Origin of the sequence: Brachybacterium tyrofermentans, assembly GCF_014897585.1 — a bacterium.
GTDB lineage: Bacteria > Actinomycetota > Actinomycetes > Actinomycetales > Dermabacteraceae > Brachybacterium > Brachybacterium tyrofermentans.
On record NZ_JABUXW010000006.1, the window covers coordinates 160274 to 177593 of the forward strand.

The following is a 17320-nucleotide window of genomic DNA, read 5'->3' on the forward strand; positions in this document are numbered from 1 at the left end:
CCGGGCGCGTCAGACGTGCTGACGCCGGGGTCCGGCACCGTCGGCAGCGAACCGCCTGGGCCAGAAAATGTGAGACCAGCCTAGCTCGGGCGCAGTGCCGCGCCTAGCGCCACGGACGTCAGTCGACCGCCGACACTGACTTCGGGTGCCCACCGCTACGATCAGGGCCATGCCTGCTGTTCCCTCGGACCCTGCCGCGTCCGCGACCCCGGTGGATCCCGCGACCCCGGTGGAGTGGACCGTCCCGACGGGGGCCGATGACCTGGGGTCCGGACAGGTGGTACGACGGAGCGCCGATCCGGCGACGACCGCGAGGCTGCGGCTGGACCTCTCCTATGACGGCACCGGGTACCACGGCTGGGCCGCGCAGCCGGGGCATCCCACCGTGGAGGGCGAGCTCGAGAGGGCCCTGGCACAGATCGCCCGCGTGCCGCTGCGCGTCACCGTCGCCGGCCGCACCGACTCCGGCGTCCACGCCCGCGGCCAGGTCTGCCATCTCGACGTGCCGCGCTCGATCCTCGCCACCTTGCCGGGGCGTTCGGACCGTCGGCCCGAGGAGGCGCTCGTGACCCGGCTCGCGGGGGTTCTGCCCCGCGACATCGTCGTGCACGCCGCCCGCGAGGTCCCGCTGGAGTTCGATGCCCGCTTCGGAGCCCTGTGGCGCCGGTATCGCTATCGGCTCTCCGACGGCCCGGCCACGCATGACCCGTTGCGCCGGGACGTGCTGCGTCACCGCCGTCCCCTCGATGTCGAGGCGATGAACCGCGCCAGCCGCACCCTGCTGGGCGAGCACGACTTCCTCTCCTTCTGCCGCCCGCGCGAGGGCGCGACGACCATCCGCACGCTGCGGGAGCTGAGCTGGGAGCGCCCGGGCGCAGGGCGCGCCGACGAAGGACTGATCGTCGCGACCGTCATCGCGGACGCCTTCTGCCATCACATGGTGCGCTCCCTGGTGGGTGCCATGATCGGCGTGGGCGAGGGACGGCGCGACATCGATTGGCCCGCCGGCGTCCTCGCGGCCCGCACCCGGGCTGCGGCGACCCGCGACGGCACCGGGTCCGCACCGATCTGCCCGCCTCAGGGCCTCACGCTCGACCATGTGGCCTACCCGCCCGACGAGGAGCTCGCCGCGCGCGCCGCGATCGCACGGGCCCGACGGGTCTGAGTGCACAGCGGGCCCGCCACCGGCGTCGGATGAGTGCCTGGCGAGCGACGGACGGGAGCCGGAGATCACACCCAGTCGGCCCTCGCCGCGTTGACGCTGGCTCCGTGCGCGAACTATTGTTAGCGGTCGTTGTGCCTCGATGTGTGCCCAACCCGCAGCCGTTCGCTCACGTCCGGCGCGTCAGGGCATCTCACACACATCCAGGACCGCCGTCGCATAGTCAGCGGAGCGGTCCGGGTGCAGCAACAGGGCCATGCTTTTACCCGAAGGAAGCGTGCCCACGGTCCATCGAACCGTGCCTGGTCGGCGATCTGCCGCCCGGGCACCATGACGAGAGAAGAAGGCACGAGTGCGTACGTTCACCCCGAAGCCCGGCGATGTCGAGCGTTCCTGGTACGTCATTGACGCAAACGATGTCGTCCTCGGCCGGCTCGCTTCCCAGGCTGCACAGCTCCTCCGCGGTAAGCACAAGCCGGTCTTCGCACCCCACGTGGATGCAGGCGACTTCGTAATCATCATCAACGCTGACAAGGTCGCCCTGACCGGCAACAAGCGGGACGCCAAGCTGGCGTACCGCCACTCCGGTTACCCCGGCGGTCTCCGGAGCGTCCCTTACTCCGAGCTGCTCGAGAAGAACCCCGAGCGCGCTGTGGAGAAGGCCATCCGAGGCATGCTCCCCAAGAACAAGCTTGCTGATCAGCAGATCAAGAAGCTGAAGATCTACTCGGGCGCCGAGCACCCCCACACCGCTCAGCAGCCCGTCCCCTTCACCATTGATCAGGTGGCGCAGTAAGCGGGTGCCCCGCCACTCCGCCCTGCCGCACGGACGAACCAAGGAGAACCGTGACTGAGACCACCACCCCCGATACCACCGAGAACCTCGAGACCGTGACCGACGAGTCCGCTCCCTCGAGCTTCACCACCGAGTCGACCGGCGAGTCCGCCGTCGGCGGCGGCCAGTCGGCGATCGAGCCGGGCTACGGCACCGGCCGTCGCAAGCAGGCCATCGCCCGCGTGCGCCTGGTCCCCGGCTCCGGCCAGTGGATCATCAATGGCCGCGCCATCGATGACTACTTCCCGAACAAGCTGCACCAGCAGGAGATCAACGACCCGTTCACGGTCCTCGATCTCCAGGGACGCTTCGACGTCTGGGTCCGCCTCCACGGCGGCGGCCCGTCCGGACAGGCCGGCGCCGTGCGCCTCGGTGTGTCCCGCGCGCTGAACCAGATCGATGAGGAGGCCAACCGCGCCACCCTCAAGAAGGCCGGCTTCCTGAAGCGCGACCCGCGCATCATCGAGCGCAAGAAGGCCGGTCTGAAGAAGGCCCGCAAGGCTCCGCAGTACTCCAAGCGCTGATCGGTCGCGGAGCACTGCTCCGCACCCTTCCTGCGTGATGCACGATGCCCTCGACCTCCGGGTCGGGGGCATCGTCGTGTTCGGCGGGCGTGGGCCCGCTCGTCCTCACGGCGGCCGACGAGGGATGAGCTCCCGATAGGCTTCCGCCATGGAGCCGATGCCGCGTCGCTGGTGGGAGGGGCCGTTCGATGTCGAGCGCCTGGCGTGGTCCGCTGTCACCGCGGCCCGTGACGCCGCCGGGGAGCTCGCCGTCGCTCGTGGTCTCGACCTCGCGATCGATACCACGCCCGAGCTCGTCGCCGCCTCCTTCGCCGCAGTCGATCACCTCCGGGTCGACGGCCGGGCGCCTGCCGCCTGGGCGAAGCTGTCCGGCGTCGTCGCCGCGCGGGACGGTTGGGTGCGTCTGCACGGCAACTATCCCCACCACGCCGCCGTGATCCGCTCCGTGCTCGGGATCGAGGACCGTGCGGGCCTGGAGCGCGAGTGCGCCCGACGCGACGCCGCCGAGATCGAGGAGCAGATCGCTGCCGCCGGTGGCATCGCGGTGGCCGTGCGCACCCGCGAGGAGTGGCAGCGGCACCCGCAGTCCCGGGCGATGTCGGACGCCCCCTGGGCGGACGTCGCGGACCGTGGTGAGCGGCCTGATCTCGGGAGGATCGGCGGCGTGAGCGCGGCAGGCGGGGTGCCCGCCGCAGGCCGTGGACCGGCCTCGCCGGGCCTGCTGCGCGGCGTGCGGGTGCTCGACCTGACCCGCGTGATCGCCGGGCCGACGGGGTCCCAGCTGCTCGCCGCCCTCGGGGCCGACGTGCTGCGGATCGATCCGCCGCAGCGTCCCGAGATCCTGGACCAGCACCTGTCCACCGGGATGGGCAAACGCTCCGCCGAGGTGGACCTGCGCGAGAGCGCCGAGCAGGTGAGGGCCCTCGCCGCCGGGGCCGATGTGGTCCTCGACGGCTACCGACCCGGAGCGCTGGCAGCGCACGGTCTGGGCACCGAGGACCTCGAGGAGCTCGCCCCCACCGCCGTCCTCGTCTCCCTCTCGGCCTGGGGTGAGATCGGGCCCTGGGGGAACAGGCCCGGCTTCGACTCCATCGTGCAGGCCGCCACCGGGATCGCCGACGCCTGCGGCGCGGACGGTCGGCCCGGAGCTCTGCCGGTCCAGGCTCTCGATCACGCCACCGGCCACCTCCTGGCGGCGCAGGTGCTGACCGCCCTGGCGCGGTCCCGGGCCGCGACGATCCATCTCAGCCTGCTCGGCGCCGCCCGCACGCTGCTCGAGGCTCCGGAGCCCCCTGCTGAGCTGGCGGCGGAGCTGGCCGTCCCGCTCGTGGCCACGACGTCGGGCGCCCTGCGCCTGGACGCCGTGCCGCCGCTGCTGCGGATCGACGGCTCCACCCTCGAGCTGCCCGTCGGCGTCTACGCCGCCTCGCCGCTCGCCTGGAAGGACGGGGTCAGCTGAGCAGCTCGCGGATGTCGTCGGCCGTGACGGCGGAGCGGAAGGCCTCCCCGCCGTCGGTGAAGGCGTCGAACAGCTCGGCCTTGCGCTGCTGCAGCGCCAGCACCTTCTCCTCGATCGTGTCCTCGGCGACCATCCGGTACACCATGACCTGGCGGTCCTGGCCGATCCGGTGCGCACGGTCCACGGCCTGCGCCTCGGCGGCGGGGTTCCACCACGGGTCCAGCAGGAACACATAGTCGGCCTCGGTCAGGGTCAGGCCGAAGCCGCCCGCCTTGAGGGAGATGAGGAAGACGGGCGCGTCGCCCTCGCGGAACCCGGACACGGCACCGTCGCGGTCCCTGGTCGAACCATCCAGATGCGCATAGCCGACGCCACGTGCGGAGAGCTCTGCGGCGACCCGATCCAGGTAGGAGGTGAACTGGCTGAACAGCAGCACGCGGTGGCCGTCCCCGACCACCTCCTCGAGCCGGTCGAACAGGGCCTCGAGCTTCGAGCTGGGCACGTCGGCGTAGGCCTCCGCATCCACCAGCGACGGATCGATCGCCATCATCCGCAGCAGGGTCAGGGAGCGGAACACGACGAACCGCTGCCGGTCCAGATCCGTCTCGATGAGACCGAGGACCTTCTTGCGCTCACGCTGGAGCACGGAGTCGTAGACGGCACGATGCTCCTGGCCGAGCGTCACCGTGAGCACCTCTTCGTGCTTCGGCGGCAGCTCGGTGGCGACGAGCTCCTTGGTGCGACGCAGCAGGAAGGGCCGCACGCGCCGGCGCAGCAGCTCCATGCGGTCCGGGTGCTCCCCGGTCTCGATCGGCATCGTGTACCGCTGCCGGAATCCGTTCGCGCCGCCCAGCAGCCCGGGGGCCACCAGGTCGAAGATCGACCACAGATCGTCCAGGGAGTTCTCCATCGGGGTGCCCGTGATCGCCAGACGGAAATCGGCGCGGACGCCCTTGGCGGCCCGGTGGGTGCGGGAGCGGCGGTTCTTCACGAACTGCGCCTCGTCGAGCACGAAGCCCTGGAAGGTCTGCGCGGCGAAGAGCTCCTCGTCGATCCTCAGCACGGCATAGCTCGTGACCACCACGTCCGCCCCGGCGAGCTGGGAGGCGAGATCGGTCGAGCGCTTCGCGCTGGTGCGGTCCAGCATCCGCACGTCCAGGGAGGGCGTGAAGCGTTCCGCCTCGCGCCGCCACACCGGCAGCACCGAGGACGGTGCGACCACCAGGAACGGCGGCGCGTCCAGGTCGGCGGCGCGGGCATGGGCGATCAGCGCGAGGGTCTGGATCGTCTTGCCCAGGCCCATGTCGTCGGCGAGCACGCCGCCGAGCCGGAGCGAGAACAGCGCGGCCAGCCAGGCGAAGCCGTCGTGCTGATAGGGGCGCAGGTCCGCGTCCAGTCCGGCCGGGAGGGCGGGCGCGGCAGCACGCGGCAGCTCCGCCAGGCGGCCGACGGTGCGATCCCAGTCGGCGCTCTCGTCGACCTCGTCGGCCATCTCCTCGAGGTCGTTCCACATCTCGACCTGGAAGCGGCTGATGCTCTGGCGCTCAGGCTCCCATTCGGCGAGCGCCTCGCCCTCACGGATCAGCTCGCGCAGGCTGTCGAAGGCGGGATGCTCGAGGGAGAAGTACGTCTTGTCCGGCATCAGCAGCGTGCTGCGGCCGCGGGCGAGGGCGATGAACAGCGAGGGGAAGGGGATCGTGCGGCCCTCGATGGTGACCTCGAAGCCGAGGTCGAACCAGTCGTGCTTCCCCGGGGAGGCCTGCTGGGTGACCCGCACCTTCGGGGCGCCGTCGAGCTCGCGATACTCGTGGCGGGTGCCGACCACCTCGGTCTCGACGTGATCCATCTCGTCCAGCTTGTCGAGCACGTGCTCGGAGAAGAGGGCGGTGTCGGGGCCGCTGAGCAGATCAGGGGACTCGGAGCCGGCCGTCGGCCAGAGCGTCATGGCGGCTGCGATCACCTCCTCCTCGTGCGCGACGTCGCGGTGCGCGCCCTGGCGCTGATCGATCGGCAGGATCCGGTCGGGGTCGTGGTAGTGCCACGACCAGCGCAGGGTGAGTCGGTCCCCGGAGGCGTAGGAGGCGGTGAGCCGCAGGGTGGGGCGACGCGCCGCCGGCAGGGGAACGCTCCCGTCGAGGCTGGTCACGGTGGTGAGGGAGCGCAGCTGAGGGTAGGCGATCTCGAGGAACGCCTCGCGGTCCGCGGCAGGGACGCGCAACGGGCGGCGGCGCTGGAGGAGGGTGCGCAGCGCCCGCGGCACGGGGTTCCCGAGCGGGGCGATGCGCGCGGCGAGGGCATCGGCGCCGTGCGGTTCGACGTCGAGTACCCCGGCTGCGCCCAGCAGCCGGGCCCCCGGGGCACGCTCGCCCTCGAGGTCGATGCGGGGGCGCACCTCGAGATCCTGGGACTCGTCGGCCACCTGCAGGTCCAGGCTCGCATCGGCGCTGCCGAGCAGGGTGATCGAGGTCAGCCCGGAGCCGGGGAGGAACTCGATGCCGGCGTCGCGAGCGTGGACCAGGGACTGCCACAGCAGCGGCGAGGTGATCGTGTTCACCCAGAGGTGGTCGATCGCACCGCTGGAGTAGGAGCGCTCGGTGGAGGCCGAGGCGAAGACACGGGTGAGCGCCTCGGCCTGCACCGCGTCGTACTCGCGTCCCAGCAGCCGCCCCTCGAAGCTTCGCCAGGAGAGCTCGCCCTTGATCCAGGTGCCCTTGCGGCCACGGGTGAGCGGGCGCAGACCCAGCCACAGGTCGGCACCGGATTCGAGGTCCGCCGCCGTGGCGGGCTCGCGGCTCTGGCGCGATGCCCCTGTGCCCGGGGCGCCGGCCTCGAGATCGAAGCGGATCGCCAGCGGTCGCGGAGCCGTGCCCGCGGCACCGGCTGAACCTGTCGGCGCGGAACCGTCCGCTGAGCTCGTGCCGCCCGAGCTCCCCGAGGTCAGCAGGGGCCGCAGCACGCTGCGCCATTCCGCCGGGGGAGCGGACTTCTCGGCGCGGTCCCCGAGGTCGTTGAGCCGGTAGAGCATCGCGGCGACGTGCTCGCAGCTGCCGTCGGCGGGGCAGCTGCACTGCGATCCCCGCGGTCGCCAGAGCCCTCCGGGGGCCGACGGCAGGAAGCGCCGCGAGACGGAATCCTCCGCGTACTCGTCCAGCAGCGCCTGTGATCGCTGCACGGTGCCCGCGTCGTCCGTGACCGTCGCCGAGACCATCGAGGTGTCGGGATCCCAGGCGAGGCCCTCGACCCGACCGGCCCGTGCGCGGTGCAGCCCGCGCCCGGCGGATCGGTCACCGACGTGGTGGCTGATGGCCGACGGCAGCAGACGGGGGAGCAGGACAGGATCAGGCATAGCTCCCAAAGTATCGTCGACAGCCCACCGGTGACGGGTCGACGCCCCCTCAGCGGGTAGTCTCACAGCGAAAGTCCGGCCCGGATCGCACCTTTCGCGGCCCCGCCAGGACGATGCAACCCCTGCTCATGAGGAGAACCCTGTGGCACGACTGTTCGGAACCGATGGAGTGCGCGGACGCGCGAACGACGACATCACCGCGGAGCTCGCGGTCGAGCTCTCCGTGGGTGCGGCCCACGTGCTGGGCACCCTGGGCGCCTTCAACGGCTCCCGCCCGCGCGCCATCGTCGCCCGCGACCCGCGTCCCTCCGGCGACTTCCTCTCCGCCGCCGTGTGCGCCGGGCTCGCCTCCGCGGGGGTCGACGTGGAGGACGCAGGCCTGCTGCCCACCCCCGGCCTCGCGTTCCTCGTGCAGTCCACCGGGGCGGACCTCGGCGTGATGATCTCCGCCTCCCACAACCCCCACCCGGACAACGGCATCAAGTTCTTCGCGCGCGGCGGCACCAAGCTGCCCGACGAGGTCGAGGACGCCATCGAGGCGCGCCTCGGGGAGGAGTGGGAGCGCCCGCAGGGGACCGACGTCGGCACGATCACCGCGTACGACGGCGCGATCGAGGCCTACGTCCAGCACCTCGTGGGCACCCTGGACCGTTCCCTCGAGGGCCTCACCGTGGTCGCCGACTGCGCCAACGGCGCCGCGAGCGTCACCGGACCGCTGGCCCTGAGCCGCGCCGGCGCGACCGTGCACGTGATCGGCGACCGCAGCGACGGCGGCCTCATCAACGACGGCGTGGGCTCCACGCACCTCGGCCCGCTCCAGGACGCCGTGCGCGCCCACGGCGCCGACATCGGCGTGGCCTTCGACGGCGACGCCGACCGCTGCCTCGCGGTCGACGCGAACGGCGACATCATCGACGGCGACCAGATCATGGGCATCCTCGCGCTCGACCTCAAGGAGCGCGGCCGCCTCCACGAGGACACCCTCGTGGTCACCGTGATGAGCAACCTCGGACTCAAGCTCGCCATGCGCGAGCACGGCATCCACCTCGGCCAGACCGGGGTCGGGGACCGCTACGTCCTCGAGGAGATGAACCTCGGCGGATTCTCCATCGGCGGCGAGCAGTCCGGCCACGTCATCATCGCCGAGCACGCCACCACCGGCGACGGCGAGCTGACCGCCCTGCACCTGCTGCAGCGGATGGCCGAGACCGGCCGCACCTCCCGCGAGCTCGCCGACGTCATGACCCGCCTCCCGCAGGCCCTGATCAACGTGAAGAACGTCGACAAGGCCAAGGCCACCATCGACCGCGGAGTCGCCGACGCGATCGAAGCCGCCGAGCAGGAGCTGGGGGAGACCGGCCGGGTGCTGCTGCGCCCCTCCGGCACCGAGCCCGTCGTGCGCGTCATGGTCGAGGCTCCGTCCGACGAGACGGCGTCCACGATCGCCGAGCGCCTGGCCACCGTCGTCCGCGACCGCGTGGGGCTCTGACCCGCGACCGCGTGGGGCTCTGACCCGCGACCGCGTGGGGCTCTGACCCGCGACCGCGTGGGGCTCTGACCCGCGACCGCGTGGGGCTCTGACCCGCGACCGCGTGGGGCTCTGACCCGCGACCGCGCGGGTCTGTGACCCGCTAGCGCGTGGCCACGATCGTCCGCGACCGCGTGGGGCTCTGATCCGGGACCGCGTGGGTCTGTGACCCGCTAGCCGGCCGGGGGAGCCCGGCATGGGCCACAGGCCACCCAACATCGGTCACCGACCCGATCCGGCCCCGGATTCCCCGGATACGTGTCCTCGGCGGCACATTTCCGGGGAATCCGTGCCTTGTGGCGGTGCTTCGTTCCTGATTCCTCGAGAACGTCCCGTCAGCGGCACGTTTCTGGGGACTCGGCGCTCGCGACCGCTGCGGCTCCTCGCGAATCCCTCGACACGTGTCCTCGGCGGCACGTTTCCGGGGAATCCGTGCCTTGTGGCGGTGCTTCGTTCCCGATTCCTCGAGAACGTCCCGTCAGCGGGACGTTTCTGGGGACTCGGCGCTCCTGGCCGCTGCGGCTGCTCGCGGGTCCCTCGAGACGTGTCCTCGGCGGCACGTTTCTGGGGAATCCGTGCCTTGTAGCGGTGCCTCGTTCCCGATTCCTCGAGAACGTCCCGTCAGCGGGACGTTTCTGGGGACTCGGCGCTCGCGACCGCTGCGGCTCCTCGCGGGTCCCTCGAGACGTGTCCTCAGCGGCACGTTTCGAAGGAATCGGTGCGTTGTCCCCGGGGCGAGAGGCGGGTCAGACCTTGCGCAGCAGCACGGAGTGCACGCGGTGCTGGCTGTCCTTGCGCAGCACGATATCGGCGCGGCCGCGGTTGGGAAGCACGTTCTCGGTGAGGTTGGGGCCGTTGATGGTGCGCCAGATCCGCTGCGCGGTCTGCACGGCCTCCTCGTCGGTGAGGTCCGCGTAACGGCGGAAGTAGGACCGCGGATCCGAGAAGGCGGTGCGGCGCAGCTGCAGGAACCGATCCACGTACCAGCGCTGCACGTCCTCGGCACGGGCGTCCACGTAGATCGAGAAGTCGAAGAAGTCCGAGACCGCCATGCCCAGTCGCCCGTCGCGGCGGGGGCGCGCCGGCTGCAGCACGTTGAGCCCCTCGAGGATGAGCACGTCGGGCTGCTCGACGACCACCTTCTCGTCCTTCAGGATGTCGTAGGTCAGGTGCGAGTAGACCGGTGCCTCGACCCTGTCCTGCCCTGACTTCACGTCGGAGACGAAGCGCAGCAGCTTGCGGCGGTCGTAGCTCTCGGGGAAGCCCTTGCGGTGCATGATCCCGCGGTTCTCGAGCTCGGCATTCGGGAGCAGGAACCCGTCGGTCGTCACGAGCTGGACGCGCGGCGTCTTGGGCCAGCGTGCCATCAGCTCGCGCAGCAGGCGGGCGGTCGTCGACTTGCCGACCGCGACGGACCCGGCCACCCCGATGATGTACGGGGTGCGCTGCTGGGGCTGGGCGAGGAAGCCCTCACGGTCGCGCCGCAGGCTCTGCGCCGCCGCGACCTGGAGGTTGAGCAGGCGGGAGATCGGCCGGTACACCGCGTCGACCTCCTGCAGGTCGATCCGGTCGCCGAGACCGCGCAGGCGCACGACGTCGTCCTCGGAGAGCGGGAGCGGGGTCTGTTGGGACAGTCGGGCCCAGTCATCCCGCGGGATCTCCTCGAACGGGGTGACGGTGCTCGACGCTGAAGCGGCCTTCATAGCGCTGATTGTTCCAGCACTGCGAGCCGAAACTCGCCACCGAGCTGTCAGATGAGACCGGCGCGACCTCCCGAGGCGCCGGTCGGAGCACTCGGAGGCAGTTCTCGGGTGGGCCCCGAGGGCCGTTCCGGCACACGGCGTGGATTCTCCCGGCACCCTGCGAGGCCCTGTGCGCGAATGTGACCGGCCCTGCGCACGTTCCGCCAGGCCCGTGCACGGGCCCCTGCCACAGTGAGGAACGACTCCCACGGATTCCGTGCGCAGGACGAGATCCACGGCCGGGATCACTAGCGTGAGCGGCATGTGTGGAATCGTCGGATATGCAGGCCCGCAGGCAAAGGCCCCCTCCTCCCGTCCCGTGGACGTCGCCCTCCAGGGCCTCGCCCGCCTCGAGTACCGCGGCTATGACTCCGCGGGTGTCGCCGTGATCGATGACGGCTCCGTGCGCGTCACCAAGCGCGCGGGCAAGCTCGCGAACCTCCGTGCCGCCCTCGAGGGCGGCGCCGAGACCACCGGGCGCGTCGCGATCGCCCATACCCGCTGGGCCACCCACGGCGGCCCCACCAATACCAACGCCCACCCGCACCTCGGCGGCCGCCACGGCGAGCTCGCCGTCGTGCACAACGGCATCATCGAGAACTTCGCCCACCTGCGTGCCGAGCTCGAGGCCGACGGGTACGCCTTCACCTCCGAGACCGACTCCGAGGCCGCCGCCCACCTGGTGGCCCGCGAGATGGAGACCGCCGGGGACCTCACCGAGGCGATGCGCCGCGCCGCCGCCTCGCTCGAGGGCGCCTTCACCCTGCTCGCCGTGCATCAGGACGCCCCCGACACGGTCGTCGCCGCCCGCCGCAACTCCCCGCTGGTCGTGGGACTGGGCGAGGGCGAGAACTTCCTGGGCTCCGACGTCGCCGCCTTCGTGGACTCCACCAAGGAGGCCCTGGAGATCGGCCAGGACCAGGTCGTCACCGTCACCGCGGACGACGTGGCCATCATCGACTTCGAGGGCCACGAGGTCACCGACGCCAAGCGCTACACGATCGAGTGGGACGCCGCGGCCGCGCAGAAGGGCGGCTACCCGTCCTTCATGGCCAAGGAGATCCACGAGCAGGCGAGCGCCGTGGCCGACACCCTGCTGGGCCGGCTCGAGGACGGCTCCCTCAAGCTCGACGAGATGGACATCGATCCCTCCGTGCTGCGCAGCGTCGACAAGATCGTCGTGGTCGCCTGCGGCACCGCCGCGAACGCCGGCGCCGTGGCGAAGTACGCCATCGAGCACTGGTGCCGCATCCCCACCGAGGTCGAGCTCGCCCACGAGTTCCGCTACCGCGACCCGGTCGTCACCGAGAAGACCCTCGTGGTCGCGATCTCGCAGTCCGGCGAGACCATGGACACCCTGATGGCCGTGCGCCACGCCCGCGAGCAGGGCGCCAAGGTCATCGCGATCTGCAACACCCGCGGCTCCACCATCCCGCGCGAGTCCGATGCCGCCCTGTACCTGCACGTGGGCCCCGAGATCGCCGTCGCCTCCACCAAGGCGTACCTGGGGCAGATCGCGGCCTGCTACCTGCTGGGCCTGTTCCTGGCGCAGGTGCGCGGCAACCTCTATCCCGACGAGATCGCCGCACTGATGGGCGACCTCGAGCAGATCCCCGAGCAGATCCAGCAGGTGCTGGACAGCTCCGCGCAGGTCGAGAAGCTCGCCCAGGACATGAAGGACGCCACCAGCGTGCTGTTCCTGGGTCGCCACGTCGGCTACCCGACCGCCATGGAGGGCGCGCTCAAGCTCAAGGAGATCGCCTACATCCACGCCGAGGGCTTCGCCGCCGGCGAGCTCAAGCACGGTCCGATCGCGCTCGTCGAGGAGGGGCAGCCGGTGTTCGTCATCGTGCCCTCGCCCAACGGCCGCCACTCCCTGCACTCCAAGGTCGTCTCCAACATTCAGGAGGTGCGCGCCCGCGGCGCCCGCACGCTGGTGATCGCCGAGGAGGGCGATGACGCAGTGCTTCCCTACGCCGACGAGGTGATCCGGGTGCCCGCGACCCGCACCCTGTTCGCCGCGCTGCTGACCGTGATCCCGCTGCAGATCTTCTCCTGCGAGCTCGCCACGGCGAAGGGCCTGGACGTGGACCAGCCGCGCAACCTGGCGAAGTCCGTCACCGTCGAATGAGGTTCTGACCTGCGCTTCCGCAGACACCCGGGTCAGGGTGTGATACTGCGGGGATGAGCAGCATTCCCCTCGCGACCACGGCGCCCGGCCCCGAAGACAGCTTCGGAGGCCGGGCGTTCGCGCCTGCGGACGACGGCACCGTGGTGGGGGTGGGCATCGACGTCGTGGACATCTCCCGGCTCGCGGGGATGATCGACCGCACCCCGGCCCTGCTCGAGCGCCTGTTCACCCCGGGGGAGCGGGGGCTCTCGGATGCTTCGCGGGCCGCTCGGGTCGCCGCGAAGGAGGCCGTGGGCAAGGCGCTCGGCGCCCCCGGGGACTTCTCCTGGCAGGACGTCACCGTGCAGAAGACGCCGACGCGACGCCCCTATTTGCGGCTGCGCGGGGCGACGCTGCGGGCCGCCGAGCAGGCCGGGGTGCGCCACCTGCACCTCTCGCTCTCGCACGACGGGGACATCGCCACGGCGATCGTGGTCGCGGAACGGGAGCACCGATGATCAGCGCCTACACCGCCGAGGACATCCGCGCCGCAGAGCGCCCCGTGCTCGACGCGGGCCAGCCGCTCATGCAGCGCGCCGCCCGCGCCCTGGCCGGCCACGTCGCGAAGCGGCTGCGCACCCCGGAGGCACCGCATGTCCTCGCGCTGGTCGGCAGCGGCGCGAACGGCGGCGATGCCCTGCACGCGGCCGCGATCCTGCGCGGCGAGGGCATCACGGCGGACGCGATCACCACCGCGGGCACGCTCCACGAGGACGGAGCCGCCGCCCTGCGGGCCGCCGACGGGATGATCCATCCCCTCGGGCAGCTCGCCCCCGAGGCCATAGACGCCCTGCTCACCGAGGCGGACCTCGTGCTGGATGCGATCGTCGGCATCGGCGGGCGCCCCGAGATCCCCGCCGATCTCGTCCCGCTGCTGGAGGCGGTCACCGCCGCCGGCGTCCCCGTGCTCGCCGTCGACCTTCCCAGCTTCGTCGACGCCACCACCGGTCAGGCCGCACCCGGTGCCCTCGTGGCCCAGGCGACGGTCACCTTCGGCGCGCTGAAGGCAGGGCTGCTGCTGCCCGGCGGTGCCGAGCGCGCCGGCCGCATCCATCCCGTCGATCTCGGGCTGGAGGAGCATCTGCCCTCCGTCCCGGCGGTCCACCGGCTCGAGGACGAGGACGTGCGCGCCCTCTGGCCCCACCCCGGGCGGGACGCGACCAAGTACTCCCGCGGCGTGGTCGCCCTCGCCGCGGGCAGCGTCCGCTTCCCCGGAGCGGCGGTGCTCGCGACCTCCGGCGCCGCCCGGGCCGGCGCCGGGATGGTGCGCTGCGTGGCCCCGCAGGAGGTCCTGGACCTCGTGCTGCGGGCGCGCCCCGAGATCGTCGGCCACCGGACCGGCACCGTCGACCTCGAGGAGATCGGACGCACGCACGCGCTCGTCGTCGGCCCCGGGCTCCCGGGTGAGGATCCTCGCACCCGCACCGGCGTGGCCCTCCTCGCCGACAGCGGGGGCCTGGACCGCGGGGTGATCGACGCCGGGGGGCTCGAGGCGATCACGCCGCAGCAGCGTTTCGGCCCCGGCGTGGTCCTCACCCCGCACCGCGGAGAGGCCGACCGGCTCGCGGAGCGGCTCGGCGTGGACGCCCACCTCCCCGGGCCCGGGCTGGCGACCGCGCTCGCGGCACGGACCGGCGCAACCGTCCTGCTCAAGGGCGCGATCACGCTCGTCGCCCCGGGCGACGGAGGGCCCCTTCGCAGCCAGGACGACGCGACGTCGCAGCTCGCCACGGCGGGCACCGGGGACGTGCTCGCCGGTGTGCTGGGCACCCTCCTCGCCGCCGGTCTCGAGGGGCCCGATGCCGCCGCGCTCGCTGCGATCCTGCACGGCCGAGCGGGCCGTCTCGCCTCCCTCGGAGGGCGCCTGCCGCTCGTCGCCCTCGACGTCGCCGATCACCTGCCCCGTGCCCTCGGGGATATCCTGGCGGACGCCCTGTCGTGATCCTAGGAGCCCGATGACCATCCCGATCCCTGCTGAGGACCCTCGGCACGTGCCCAACCGGGCCGTGATCGACCCCTCGGCGATCACCCAGAACACCCGCGCCCTGACCGGTCTGCTCGAGGAGCACACCGCTCTCATGGCCGTGGTCAAGGCCGACGGGTACGGGCATGGCATGCTCACCGCCGCCCGTGCCGCCCTCGAGGGCGGTGCCACCTGGCTCGGCGTCGCCCACCCCGCCAGTGCGCTCGCCCTCAGCCGCGCCGGCCTCGACGTGCACATCCTGACCTGGCTGTACGAGCCGCACACCGCGGCGGTCGTGCTGCCCGACGTGATCAGCTCCGGGATCGACGTGTCCGTCGGCTCGCCCGAGATGCTCACGCTGGTCGCCGACGCCGCCCGCAAGGCCGACCGGCGCGCCCGCGTGCACCTGAAGATCGACACGGGCATGGGGCGCAACGGTGTCCTGCCCGAGCAGATCCGTCAGATCGGCGCCGCGATGCGGGAGGACGACTTCATCGAGGTCGTCGCCGCCTGGACCCACCTCACCAGCGCGGATGATCCCACGGATCCCTCCACCGACCAGGAGGTGTCGCTGTTCGACTCGGCCTGCGACGCGCTCGCCGACGAGGTGGGCCCGATCCCGCTGCAGCACCTTGCCAACTCCGCCGCGCTCCTGACCCGCCCTGACCTGCACCGCGATATCGTGCGACCCGGTATCGCCCTGTACGGCTACCCGCCGGTGGCGACCGACGTCCCGCTGCGCCCGGCGATGACCCTCACCAGCCGCCTGGCCCTGGTCAAGGAGGTTCCGGAGGGGCACAGCATCGGCTACGGCCGGATCCGCTCCACCTCCCGCCGCACCCGACTGGGCCTGGTGCCGATCGGGTACGCCGACGGGCTGCACCGCGCCGGCAGCGACCAGTGCGATGTGCTCGTGCGCACCGCCTCCGGTGATCACCGCGCCCCGCAGGTGGGGCGCATCAGCATGGACCAGATCGTCATCGATCTGGGGCCCGACACCGACGCCCGCGCCGGCGACGAGGTGTTCGTGTTCGGCGACGCCGGGGAGGCCCCCACGGAGCCCTCCGCCACCACAGCCGTCGACTGGGCGCGCGCCGCCGGGACCATCCCCTACGAGGTCCTCACCTCCGTCTCCGGTCGCGTCACCCGCGAGGTGCGCGCATGACCGGCCAGGGCGGCCTCGAGGCCGGGTCCCTCGACGCCCAGACCCTGGAGGTCCGGACCGTCGACGCCGACGGGACCCGCGCCGTCGCGGTCGCTCTCGCCGGCGTGCTGCGGCCCGGCGACGTGCTGATCCTCGACGGGCCCTTGGGCGCCGGGAAGACCACCTTCACCCAGGGCCTCGGCGCCGGACTGGGAGTGCGTGGCCCCGTCGCCTCCCCGACCTTCGTCATCGAGCGGGTGCACCCGAGCCTCCGCGGCGGCCCCGCGCTCGTGCACGTGGACGCCTACCGGCTGGGCGCCGACGGGGATATCGACGACCTCGATCTGGAGGCGGACCTCGACGAGGCCGTCACGGTCGTGGAATGGGGGCGGGGCCGCGTGGAGCACCTCGTGGACTCCTACCTGCTGCTCGAGCTCGAGCGCCCCGACCAGGTCGACGACCCCGACGACCCCGACGAGCCCCGTGCCCTGCGCCTGACCCCGAGCGGGCCGCGCTGGGACACGAGCTCCCGTGCCGAGCTGCTCGGCGCCCTGTCCCCGCTGGACGCCGTGGAGATCGACGGATCCGCAGCGCCGGACGCACCGGAGGATGCCCCGACCGGTTGCGCGACCGGATCGACCACTGAGGAGAACCGCTGATGCTGCTGGGAATCGACACCTCCGGGGCTGTGAGCGTCGCCGTGGCGCGCGGCGCCCTCGACGGCACGACACCGGAGATCCTCACCGTGCACGGGGACGAGCGCTCGCGTCATCATGACGAGGTGCTGCTGTCCCTCGTGGACACGGCGATGGGTGAGGTGGGCGTGCAGCGCTCCGACCTCACCGGGATCGTCGTGGGGCGCGGCCCGGGCCCGTTCACCGGCCTGCGCGTGGGGCTGGTCGCCGCCCGCAGCATCGCCGGCGTGCTCGGGATCCCGCTGCACGGACTCAGCTCCCTCGATGCCCTCGCCCACCAGGCCCTGGCCACCACCGATGCCTCGCCTGTGACCGTCGGCGTGGCGCTGGATGCACGGCGCCGCGAGGTCTACCACGCCCGCTACCGTCGCGATGAGGACGGCACGGTGACCCGCACCAGCGAGCCCGCGGTCGACCTCCCGGCCGATGTCTCTGCGGAGCTGTCCGCCTGCGACCTGCTCGTCGGCTCCGGCACGGCGATCTATCCGGAGCTGCTCCCCGCCACCGTGGAGATGGCCCATGTGGACGCCGGGCATCTGATCCTCGCCGCCGCGCAGCTGGCCGGCCAGGGCATCGGCCTCTCCAGCACCGACCCGATGTACCTCCGCGAGCCCGACGCCGCCAAGCCCACCGCGCGCAAGAGCGCCCTGGGTCGTTGAGCACGGAGCAGCGGAGATGACGACCAGAGACGGCGCCGGGGCGGGAGCTGGCGCAGGCGCTGGCGCAGGCGCTGGGGCGGGAGCTGGCGCTGG

13 protein-coding genes are annotated in these 17320 nt (G+C 72.1%); 11 read left to right on the forward strand and 2 right to left on the reverse strand.

The window, feature by feature from the left end:
* Window positions 1-169 precede the first annotated feature (169 nt).
* From truA to INT49_RS06205, 4 genes are all read left to right on the forward strand, one after another.
* Window positions 170-1165: a tRNA pseudouridine(38-40) synthase TruA gene (truA, locus tag INT49_RS06190; RefSeq protein WP_226849821.1), complete on the forward strand. Its 996-nt coding sequence runs from the start codon at window positions 170-172 to the stop codon at window positions 1163-1165.
* 349 nt (window positions 1166-1514) lie between these two features.
* Window positions 1515-1958, forward strand: coding sequence for a 50S ribosomal protein L13 (gene rplM, locus INT49_RS06195; RefSeq protein ID WP_193116836.1), 444 nt, complete (start codon window positions 1515-1517; stop codon window positions 1956-1958).
* Between the two features lie 50 nt (window positions 1959-2008).
* Complete coding sequence (rpsI, locus tag INT49_RS06200) at window positions 2009-2521, forward strand: 30S ribosomal protein S9 (protein ID WP_193116837.1); 513 nt, start codon at window positions 2009-2011, stop codon at window positions 2519-2521.
* 148 nt (window positions 2522-2669) lie between these two features.
* Window positions 2670-3980, forward strand: a complete 1311-nt coding sequence (locus INT49_RS06205) for a CoA transferase (RefSeq protein WP_193116838.1) — start codon at window positions 2670-2672, stop codon at window positions 3978-3980.
* Here INT49_RS06205 and INT49_RS06210 read toward each other — a convergent pair.
* Window positions 3973-7326: a DEAD/DEAH box helicase gene (locus INT49_RS06210; protein ID WP_193116839.1), complete on the reverse strand. Its 3354-nt coding sequence runs from the start codon at window positions 7324-7326 to the stop codon at window positions 3973-3975. The two genes, INT49_RS06205 and INT49_RS06210, sit on opposite strands and share 8 nt — an antisense overlap.
* 142 nt (window positions 7327-7468) lie before the next feature.
* Here INT49_RS06210 and glmM point away from each other — a divergent pair, with 142 nt between their 5' ends.
* Window positions 7469-8815, forward strand: coding sequence for a phosphoglucosamine mutase (glmM, locus tag INT49_RS06215; protein ID WP_193116840.1), 1347 nt, complete (start codon window positions 7469-7471; stop codon window positions 8813-8815).
* Window positions 8816-9600: 785 nt separating this feature from the next.
* Here glmM and coaA read toward each other — a convergent pair.
* Complete coding sequence (gene coaA, locus INT49_RS06220) at window positions 9601-10557, reverse strand: type I pantothenate kinase (protein WP_193116841.1); 957 nt, start codon at window positions 10555-10557, stop codon at window positions 9601-9603.
* 301 nt (window positions 10558-10858) lie between these two features.
* Here coaA and glmS point away from each other — a divergent pair, with 301 nt between their 5' ends.
* The 6 genes from glmS to tsaB are packed head-to-tail and all read left to right on the forward strand — an operon-like array spanning window position 10859 to window position 17227.
* Complete coding sequence (gene glmS, locus INT49_RS06225; RefSeq protein ID WP_193116842.1) at window positions 10859-12727, forward strand: glutamine--fructose-6-phosphate transaminase (isomerizing); 1869 nt, start codon at window positions 10859-10861, stop codon at window positions 12725-12727.
* A gap of 53 nt (window positions 12728-12780) precedes the next feature.
* Window positions 12781-13224 (forward strand): holo-ACP synthase, encoded by a 444-nt coding sequence (locus INT49_RS06230; RefSeq protein ID WP_193116843.1) that lies wholly within the window; start codon window positions 12781-12783, stop codon window positions 13222-13224.
* Window positions 13221-14708 carry an NAD(P)H-hydrate dehydratase gene (locus INT49_RS06235; protein WP_193116844.1) on the forward strand — a complete coding sequence of 496 codons (1488 nt, stop codon included), beginning with the start codon at window positions 13221-13223 and terminating at the stop codon, window positions 14706-14708. Before INT49_RS06230 ends, INT49_RS06235 begins: the two co-directional genes overlap by 4 nt.
* Before the next feature lie 13 nt (window positions 14709-14721).
* Complete coding sequence (alr, locus tag INT49_RS06240) at window positions 14722-15894, forward strand: alanine racemase (RefSeq protein WP_193116845.1); 1173 nt, start codon at window positions 14722-14724, stop codon at window positions 15892-15894.
* Complete coding sequence (gene tsaE, locus INT49_RS06245; protein ID WP_193116846.1) at window positions 15891-16532, forward strand: tRNA (adenosine(37)-N6)-threonylcarbamoyltransferase complex ATPase subunit type 1 TsaE; 642 nt, start codon at window positions 15891-15893, stop codon at window positions 16530-16532. The genes alr and tsaE overlap by 4 nt, the downstream gene beginning before the upstream one ends.
* Window positions 16532-17227: a tRNA (adenosine(37)-N6)-threonylcarbamoyltransferase complex dimerization subunit type 1 TsaB gene (gene tsaB / locus INT49_RS06250; protein ID WP_193116847.1), complete on the forward strand. Its 696-nt coding sequence runs from the start codon at window positions 16532-16534 to the stop codon at window positions 17225-17227. Before tsaE ends, tsaB begins: the two co-directional genes overlap by 1 nt.
* The last annotated feature ends 93 nt before the right edge of the window (window positions 17228-17320 follow it).

What these genes read in the sequence shown, in the direction of transcription:
- truA (WP_226849821.1), top strand. Translation starts at nt 170, where the DNA reads ATGCCTGCTGTTCCCTCGGACCCTGCCGCGTCCGCGACCCCGGTGGAT.
- tsaE (WP_193116846.1), top strand. Translation starts at nt 15,891, where the DNA reads ATGACCGGCCAGGGCGGCCTCGAGGCCGGGTCCCTCGACGCCCAGACC.
- tsaB (WP_193116847.1), top strand. Translation starts at nt 16,532, where the DNA reads ATGCTGCTGGGAATCGACACCTCCGGGGCTGTGAGCGTCGCCGTGGCG.
- INT49_RS06205 (WP_193116838.1), top strand. Translation starts at nt 2,670, where the DNA reads ATGGAGCCGATGCCGCGTCGCTGGTGGGAGGGGCCGTTCGATGTCGAG.
- coaA (WP_193116841.1), bottom strand. Translation starts at nt 10,557, where the DNA reads ATGAAGGCCGCTTCAGCGTCGAGCACCGTCACCCCGTTCGAGGAGATC.
- INT49_RS06235 (WP_193116844.1), top strand. Translation starts at nt 13,221, where the DNA reads ATGATCAGCGCCTACACCGCCGAGGACATCCGCGCCGCAGAGCGCCCC.
- alr (WP_193116845.1), top strand. Translation starts at nt 14,722, where the DNA reads ATGACCATCCCGATCCCTGCTGAGGACCCTCGGCACGTGCCCAACCGG.
- INT49_RS06210 (WP_193116839.1), bottom strand. Translation starts at nt 7,326, where the DNA reads ATGCCTGATCCTGTCCTGCTCCCCCGTCTGCTGCCGTCGGCCATCAGC.
- glmS (WP_193116842.1), top strand. Translation starts at nt 10,859, where the DNA reads ATGTGTGGAATCGTCGGATATGCAGGCCCGCAGGCAAAGGCCCCCTCC.
- INT49_RS06230 (WP_193116843.1), top strand. Translation starts at nt 12,781, where the DNA reads ATGAGCAGCATTCCCCTCGCGACCACGGCGCCCGGCCCCGAAGACAGC.